The sequence below is a fragment of the Ideonella sp. P3_A4 genome, assembly GCF_056403075.1.
In genome coordinates this window covers 1-5,938 of record NZ_JBFUGE010000375.1, presented here as the reverse complement: position 1 = coordinate 5,938, position 5,938 = coordinate 1, and the positions used below count along the sequence as shown (strand labels likewise).

Annotated in this window: 4 protein-coding genes; 2 read left to right on the top strand and 2 right to left on the bottom strand. The window is 67.5% G+C overall.

From position 1 onward, the window contains the following. Both AC1DYI_RS24455 and AC1DYI_RS24450 read left to right on the top strand, forming a co-directional pair. On the top strand, nt 1-621 hold a 621-nt coding region (locus AC1DYI_RS24455; protein ID WP_477206737.1), incomplete at its 5' end, for an NAD-dependent epimerase/dehydratase family protein. A 2-nt stretch (nt 622-623) separates the two neighbouring features. Then, nucleotides 624-1,751: an MBL fold metallo-hydrolase gene (locus AC1DYI_RS24450; RefSeq protein WP_477206736.1), complete on the top strand. Its 1,128-nt coding sequence runs from the start codon at nt 624-626 to the stop codon at nt 1,749-1,751. 45 nt (nt 1,752-1,796) lie between these two features. Here AC1DYI_RS24450 and AC1DYI_RS24445 read toward each other — a convergent pair whose 3' ends face one another. Both AC1DYI_RS24445 and AC1DYI_RS24440 read right to left on the bottom strand, forming a co-directional pair. After that, entirely contained in the window at nt 1,797-2,885 is a 1,089-nt protein-coding gene (locus AC1DYI_RS24445; protein WP_477206735.1) for a hypothetical protein, read from the bottom strand. Between the two features lie 137 nt (nt 2,886-3,022). Next, a complete protein-coding gene (locus AC1DYI_RS24440; RefSeq protein ID WP_477206734.1) occupies nt 3,023-5,857 on the bottom strand; it encodes an ExeM/NucH family extracellular endonuclease in 2,835 nt (944 codons plus the stop codon). Nucleotides 5,858-5,938 lie beyond the last annotated feature (81 nt).

Below are 5,938 nucleotides of genomic sequence, written 5' to 3'. Positions count from 1 at the left end.
TTGTACGCCAGCTCGTCCAGCGTCTACGGCAACCGCACCGACGCGCCGTTCCGAGAGACCGACCGCGTCGACCGCCCAGCCTCGCTCTACGCCGCGACCAAGATCGCCAACGAGCTGATCGCCMACACCTACGCCAGCATCCACGGGCTGCGCTCGACAGGTTTGCGCTTCTTCACCGTCTACGGCCCCTGGGGCCGGCCGGACATGGCGTACTTCTCGTTCTCGCGCCGCATCCGCGCCGGCCAGCCGATCACGCTGTTCGCCGAAGGCCAGCTGCTGCGCGACTTCACCTACATCGACGACATCGTCGACGCGGTGGTCGGGCTGTTGAATGCCCCGGCGCCGGCCACTGCAGCGAAAGAATCCGACGTCTACAACCTCGGCCACCACGTGCCGGTCAAGGTGGTCGACTTCGTGCGCACGCTCGAAGACGCGTTGGGCCTGAAGGCGATCGTCGAATTCGGCCCGATGCAGCCCGGTGACGTGCCGGTGACCTGCGCCGACGATGGCCGCCTGCGCGCACGCATCGGCGACTGGGCCTGCACCTCACTGGCCGATGGCCTGACCCGCTTCGCGCGCTGGATCGAGGGCTGGGAGCCGGCACCTCCGCCGCCCGCCTGACCATGGCCCGCCGCTGGCGCCGCGTCTTAACCACGCTGCTGGTGCTGGCGGCGCTGGCCACAGCGGCCACGGCGTGGGTGCTGACGCTGCCGCCGTTCGGCGGCAAGCTGGAAGGTGATCGCCTGGCGCGCGCCCGCGCCAACCCGCAGTACCACGACGGCCAATTCGTCAACCCGCTGCCACCGGCGGCCTACACCGCCAATGACCTGTGGGCGATGTTCAAAGGCCAGTTCTTCGGCGACGAACAACGCGAGCCGTCCCGTGCGATCCCGGTCGTGCCGGTGCCACCAGCCGCGCTGCAAGCACCTCCCGCAGCGTCGGGCCTGCGTGCCTTCTGGATCGGCCACGCCAATGTCTTCATCGAGATCGACGGCCTGCGCCTGCTGGTCGACCCGATCTTCTCGGACTACGCCTCGCCGTTCGACGTCGGCCCCAAGCGGCTGCACCCGCCGCCGATAGCGTTGGCCGACTTGCCAGCCATCGACGCGGTGCTGATCACGCACGACCATTACGACCACCTCGACATGCGCACGGTGCAGCAACTGGCGGCACGCGGGACGGCCTTTGTCGTGCCGCTGGGCATCGGTGCCCATCTGCAACGCTGGGGCGTGCCGGCCGCGCAGGTGCACGAGCTGGAGTGGTGGCAAGAGCATGCGCTGCGCGGCGTGCGGCTCGTCTCGACGCCGTCACGCCACTACTCAGGCCGCGGGCTGACCGACCGGAACGCCACCTTGTGGACCTCGTGGTCGGTGACCGGGCCGCAGCACCGCTTCTACGTCAGCGGCGACACCGGCTACTCCGACCATTTCCAGCAGATCGGCGAGCGCTTTGGGCCGTTCGACCTGGCCTTCATCAAGATCGGTGCCTACGGCCCCGGCGCGCCGTGGCTGGACATCCACATGGCGCCGGAAGACGCGGTGCGTGCGCTGGGTGAGCTGCGCGCGAAGCGGCTGTTCCCGGTCCACTGGGCGACCTTCAACCTCGCCTTCCACGATTGGGACGAACCGATCCGGCGCACGCTCGCGGCCGCGCATGCCACGAACGCCGAAGTGGTGACGCCACGCGTGGGCGAGATCGTCGACGCGGATCAGCCCTTCGTCGGCAGTGCCTGGTGGGAGACAGTGCGCTGAAGTGGCGCCGACGACATCTTCAGCGCACGCGCTTCACCGCATCGCTCAGCGCACCGGCGTGAGCACCATCGCGTGCTTGACGCCGTCGATCTCGCCGGACAAGGCGATCTGGCCTGCGGCGTTGATGCCGACTGGCAGCGTGTACTTCACCTTGCCGGCCAGCGGGTCGGCCGGGTCAATCAGGTCGGCGATGTCGTACAGGCCGTTGGCAGCGTCCCAGTAGGCCGCGCGGAAGAAGTTCTGCACCATGAGGCTGCCGACCACCTGGCCAGCGGCATTGATCGCTTGCGCCTTGGCCTCGTTGCCCGCATAAGGGCCGCCAGCGGCGATGTCGCGCATGCCGGCTTCCGCCGACCAGATGAAGCCATGCGACCGGCTGCCGGTACCACTGACGCCAACGACTTCACCATGGTCGTTGATGCCAAACGCTTGGCTGTCACAGGACTGGCCGCCGTCGGCACCTATGCAGCCGAGCTGCGTCCAATGACCCTTGGGCTCGACGAGGATGGCGCGCTGGCGGCCATCCGTCTGCACCATCATGCCGGCCACTTGGCCGGACAGGTTGATCGCATAGCCATAGCTGCCCAGTGCGCCCGCCGGGTTGCGATCGACCATGCCCTGCGATCCGCTCCAGACAAACAGGTGCGGCGCACCGTCGGCCGCCATGGCAGTGCCCACCATCTGGGCGCGATCGTTGATGGCGTTGCCAAAGCTGTCGCCGCCCGGCATCAGGCCGCCGATCAGGCGCACGCCGTTCGTCTCTGTCCAGACGAAGGCCTGTGACGTGAACGTGCCCGACCCGTCCTGCGCCTGGTGGGTACCGACCACACGGCCTCGGTTGTTCAGGGCACCCAGGTCGTTTCGACCGCTGGTGAGCACCGTGTCCCACCAGCGGGTTCCGGTGGCCGCCGACCAGAGAAAGGGCTRGATGCCCACTTTCTGGTCGAACACGGACGCCTGGCCCAGCACCTCGCCCGCGTCGTTCAATGCCACCGGCTGCGTCGATGTCGCCCCCTGCGGCACGCCGAGATCGGTGACGCGGTAGGTTGGCGCGGCAGCCCAAGCCGTGGCGGCCAGGGTGAGGCCGAGCAAGGCCGTGAAGCGGGCCATCTGCAAATGCGCAATCTTGAGCAAGAACGCCTCCATGGTTGGGTCGCGGACCCCGACGATAACCGGTTAGCTCCGCATCAACGTAACCAAGCGCCCAAGAAAAAAGCCCGACCGGGGTCGGGCTTCGTGGGCAGCCGGTTGCCCGGCTATCGATGAGCTGATCAGCGCGCGGCGCGCTGTGCAACGTCGAAGAACACCAGATCGCGCGACGGCACCACGTCGGCCGCGAGCACGCCCTTCAGGATGGTCAGGTCCTTCCAGCCGGCGTTGTGGCCAGTACCGTCGACGTCGATCTGCAGCTTGGCGCCGTTCAGGCCATCGCGCAGGCGCACGACCTTGTCCGCGATCGGGTCGGTGCCGCCGTAGCCGATGGCCACCAACAGCGCGCGCAGGTCGATGCGGTCGGTGCCAGGCACGAAGTCGAGGATCGTGTCCTTGGCGTCCGACATCTTGGTATAGGTGAAGACGTCTTCACCGGCACCGCCGGTCAGCTTGTCGGCACCACCGCCGCCAATCAGCTGGTCGTCGCCCGGTGTGCCAACCAGCTTGTCCTTGCCAGCGCCGCCGTTGATCGTCTTGACCAGGTACAGGCCCGACACGACCGGGTCATGGTCGGACGAGCGGAACGGCGTCGGGCTGTAGTAGTCCGGCCCGCAGTTCGCGCACAGCGGCTTCTTGAACTCGGTGTTGTAGTCGATCACCGAAGGCTCGTCGGCGTTGATGTGCCATTCGATCGCATCGGTCAGCACATTCACCAGCGACGCGGTCGCCAGCGCATGGTCGAGCCGGCCCGAGGTGCCGTCGAACACGAACGAGTAGCCGAAGCTGTTGAAGCGGGCGATCTGGTCCGCAAAGCCGCCGTTGGCGAACGCGATCACCGGGTCTTCCTTGGCGTACGAGTTCATGTCGCCCAGCAGCAGCGCACGGTCGGTGCCGGCGCCTGAAGACAGGCCACCGACCCAGCTGGCGGTGCGCTGTGCCTGGCTCACGCGGCGCGCGTTCCAGCAGCCCTGGCCGTCGCCCGAGTCGAAGTTGCCGTCGTAGTCGGGGTCGCTTTCGGTCGGGCAGCTGCTCTTGGACTTCAGGTGGTTGACCACCAGCGTGAAGCGCTCACCGTTCAGCGCGGCAAAGGTCTGCGCCAGCGGCGGGCGGTTGTGGATCGCGTCGGTGTCGCTTTGCGAGGCGTTGACCAGCGCGATGCGGGCCGGCTTGTAGATCATCGCGACCTTGATCGCATCGGTGCCGGTGCCGCTGGACGGGTCGGCCACCGCCGCGTAGGTGCCAGCGCCAACCTTGGCGTTCAGGCCGTCGACCAGGTTGCCGACCGCCTTGGCGCCGTTGTTCTGCATTTCCATCAGGCCCAGCGCATCGGCGTCGATCGCCGCAATCGCCTCGATGATCTTGGTGCGCTGGCGTTGGAACTCGGTCAGGTTGTTGGCGCCGCGGCAGTTCGACGGCGAGCTGATGCCGTCGAGCAGGCAGCCTTGGCCTGTGTGGCCATCGACATCGGTGCCGTCGATGAAGGTGGTGAAGAAGTTCAGCACGTTGAAGCTGGCGAGCTTCAGGTTGCCGGGCACGGCGGCCGGCTCGTTGGTGCGCGGGTTGTCGCGGGTGAAGGTGACCGCGCCCACCGGGTGCAGCTTGTAGTCGCCGAAGCCGGCGTTGCTGCTGGTGGCCAAGCCGTAGTCGACCACGCCGGTCACCGAGGCCACGGTGTCACCGGCGCGCAGCGTATTGCCTTGGCCGATGTAGGGCGTCGGGTCGGGGTTCTGTGCGCTGGTGCCGTCATCCAGGATGATGTGGCTGCGTGCGTTGGCGTCGGCCAGCGCCAGTGCTTCCGGCGTGCCGGGGCGGTAGCGGTTGGTCGGCGTTTCCATGCGGCCATTGGCCGACAGAGTGACCTGGCCGAAGCGGCCCTGGAAGTAGTTCTGTGCCGCGGTCAGCGGGCCGTTGATCGTCACCAGCATGCCTTCGACGCGCTCAAGGTCGTCGTTGGTGGCTTCGGGGAAGGTGATGACCGTCGGCGTGATGGTGTGGCCGCTGGACAGCACGTTGAGGTTGGCCACGCCGGTCAGCTCGGTCACCGGGTGGGCCGCGGTGTCGGTGTTGCTGCCGGCACCGGTGTTGAACTCGCTGATGTTGGCGGTGAACTGCACCAACTGGCCTGCCGACACAGTGGGCGCCGCGCCGGTGTAGACGAAGATGCCGTCGGACGTGGCGCTGTTGCCGTCGCCCGTCTCGTCTTGCATGAAGAAGCCGTTGTTGTTGACACGCGTGACCACACCCGAGGTCTTCACCGGCTGGCCGACGAAGGGGCTGGTGGCGCCGCTGCCCTGGATCTCCATGATCGTGCGCTCGGTCGGGCCGTCGGTGGCGCAGCTGCCCAGCGGCGAAGCCGTGTTGCGCGGCGTGGGGGCGCCGGTGGCGAAGTCGCTGATGTTCTGGTCGGTGTCGGTGCAGCCGGCGGCGGCGCGCAGGTCGCCAGTCGTGTTCGACGTTGCCGGTGCGGCGCCCGAGCCTTCGAAGTAGTTGGCGGTGCCGAAGCCGACCAGGTCGACGATGCTCGGCGAGTTGGGCTTGTCGCCGACCAGCGCCACGGTGCTGTTGACCAGCGCGACCTTGCCGCCGGTCGAGCTCATGAAGATGGTGCCGATCGCGTCAGGCGTCGGCAGGTCCTGCGTGCCGCCGGTGCCGGCGGACTCTTGCACCAGGTAGTACTGACGCGGTTGCAGCACCACGCTCGACAGGTCCGTCTTGAACCAGGTGCCGGTGCCGGTGGTCGAGTTGTACTGCACCGACCAACCGGCCAACGCGACCGGGCTGTTGCCGGCGTTGAACAGCTCGATGAAGTCGTTCTTCAGCGTGGCGCCGGAGTTGCCGCCGCCGCCGTAAACCTGGCTGACGACGACGCCGGAGGTGGAGGCCAATGCCGGCAGGGCGAGGCCCGCAGCCAGGAACGCGGCAAACAGCGGCCGCAGGGGGAATGTGTTGCGCATGGGTGGTCAGAGATCGTTGGAATAAGGGCGCGAAGCCTAACGATCCAGCATGACACCGCCATGTCGCGGCGCTAGTTACTT

What these genes read in the sequence shown, in the direction of transcription:
- AC1DYI_RS24440 (WP_477206734.1), bottom strand. Translation starts at nt 5,857, where the DNA reads ATGCGCAACACATTCCCCCTGCGGCCGCTGTTTGCCGCGTTCCTGGCT.
- AC1DYI_RS24450 (WP_477206736.1), top strand. Translation starts at nt 624, where the DNA reads ATGGCCCGCCGCTGGCGCCGCGTCTTAACCACGCTGCTGGTGCTGGCG.